Source organism: Paracoccus acridae (assembly GCF_014642735.1).
GTDB lineage: Bacteria > Pseudomonadota > Alphaproteobacteria > Rhodobacterales > Rhodobacteraceae > Paracoccus > Paracoccus acridae.
In genome coordinates this window covers 1-1,872 of record NZ_BMIV01000056.1, presented here as the reverse complement: position 1 = coordinate 1,872, position 1,872 = coordinate 1, and the positions used below count along the sequence as shown (strand labels likewise).

At 73.2% G+C, this 1,872-nt stretch carries 1 protein-coding gene; it reads right to left on the bottom strand.

What is annotated here, in order from left to right; translation table 11 throughout:
• Positions 1-4: 4 nt before the first annotated feature.
• Positions 5-1,872 (bottom strand): 3-hydroxyacyl-CoA dehydrogenase NAD-binding domain-containing protein (locus IEX25_RS19590; RefSeq protein WP_188717397.1); only part of this gene is annotated, 1,868 nt, incomplete at its 5' end.

Genomic DNA, 1,872 nt, shown 5'->3' with positions numbered 1-1,872 from the left:
GCGCCTAGGACCTTCCCGCGGCCCACATGGGTCCGCCCTTCCATCGTGGAAAGCCGTATCCGTGGATTTCCACCAGGTCGATGTCGGCGGGGGTTGCGGCGATGCCTTCGTCGAGGATCGCCTGGCCCTCGGCGGCCATCTCGGCCACCAGGTGGCGGGCGATGCTGTCGCGGTCCATGCGGGCGGTGCCGGTGATGCGGTGTGCCAGCAGGGCGGCCACCGCAGTGGAGGGCTGGGGCTTTCGGTCGCCCGGGGCATAGTCGTACCAGCCGCCGCCGGTCTTCTGGCCCTTGCGGCCCGCGCGCACCAGGATGTCGCCCAGGGTTTCGGGCACGTCCCGGCCCGCCGCCCGCGCGCCTTCGCGCTGCAGATGGGCGATGTCGAGGCCGCCCAGGTCCTGGGCCTCGAAGGGACCCATGGCGAAGCCGTATCCGCGCATGGCCGCGTCGATCTCGGCGATGGGGATGCCTTGGCCCACCAGGGCCTCGGCGCCGGCGCGATAGCGCTTGAGGATGCGGTTGCCGATGAAGCCCTCGCAGATGCCCGATTGCACGGGGATCTTGTTCAGCATCCGGGCCAGGGCGAAGCCGGTGGCCAGCGTCCGGTCCGAGCTGTCCGGCACCGGCACGATCTCCAGAAGCCGCATCACATTGGCGGGGCTGAAGAAGTGCAGGCCGATGAAGCGGCCGGGGTTCGTCACGCCCTCGGCGATCAGGCGCGGGTCGAGATAGGAGGTGTTGGTGGCCAGCACCGCATCAGCGCGGCAGGCGGCGGCCAGTTGCTCGAAGACCGCGCGCTTGACGCCGATCTCCTCGAAGACCGCCTCGATCACCAGGTCGGCGTCCGACAGCGCGGCATAGTCGGTGGTGGCGGTGACGCCCGCCATGCGGTCCTGGGCCTGCGCGTCCGTCAGCTTGCCGCGCTTCACGGCGCCCGCGAAGATGGCGCCCAGGGTGGCCGTGCCGCGGGCCAGGGCCTCCTCGTCGCGCTCGATCAGGGTGACAGGAATGCCCGCGTCGCGCAGCGCGGCGGCGATGCCCGCGCCCATGGTGCCGCCGCCGATCACACCCGCGCTTCGCAGCGGCAGGGGGTCCACGCCCTTCAGATGCGCGGGACGGGGCGCGGCGCGTTCGGCAAAGAAGACATGGCGCAGGGCCGCGGCCTGATCGGACCCGCGCAGCTCCAGGAAGGTCTGGCGCTCATGGGCCAGGGCCTCGGCGAAGGGCGCCTCCGCCGCCTTGCGCAGGCAGTCGAGCGCGCGCAGCGGCGCCTCGGCCCCCTTGGCGGCTTTCGCCACCGCCTTGCGCCGGTCGTCCCAGAAGGCGTCGTCGGGGGCTGCGACCGGGCGGGCCGAGACGGGGGGCGGCAGGTCACGGCTCAGCGCCTCGCGCGCGAAGGCCAGGGCATTGGCCCGCAGGTCATCGGCGAAGACCGCGTCCAGCAGGCCCAAGGACAGCGCCTTCGGGGCCCGCACCGGCTTGCCCGAGGTGACCAGATCGACCGCGGCCTCGACGCCCGCCAGGCGCGGCGTGCGCACGGTGCCCGAGGCGCCCGGCACGATGCCCAGGCCGACCTCGGGCAGACCGACCGAGGCACCCTCCAGGGCCACGCGGAAGCGGCAGCCCATCGCCACCTCGAAGCCGCCGCCGAGCGCCGCGCCGTGGATCGCCGCCACCCAGGGCTTTGCCGCCCCCTCGATCCGGTCCACCAGATCGGGCAGATGCGGCGCCTGCGGCGGCTTGCCGAACTCGGTCACATCCGCCCCCGCGATAAAGGTCCGCCCCGCGCAGAGCAGCACCACCGCCTGCACGGCATCGTCCGCGTCCAGCGAGGCCACCGCGTCCCACAAGCCCTGCCGCAGCGCCTGCGACA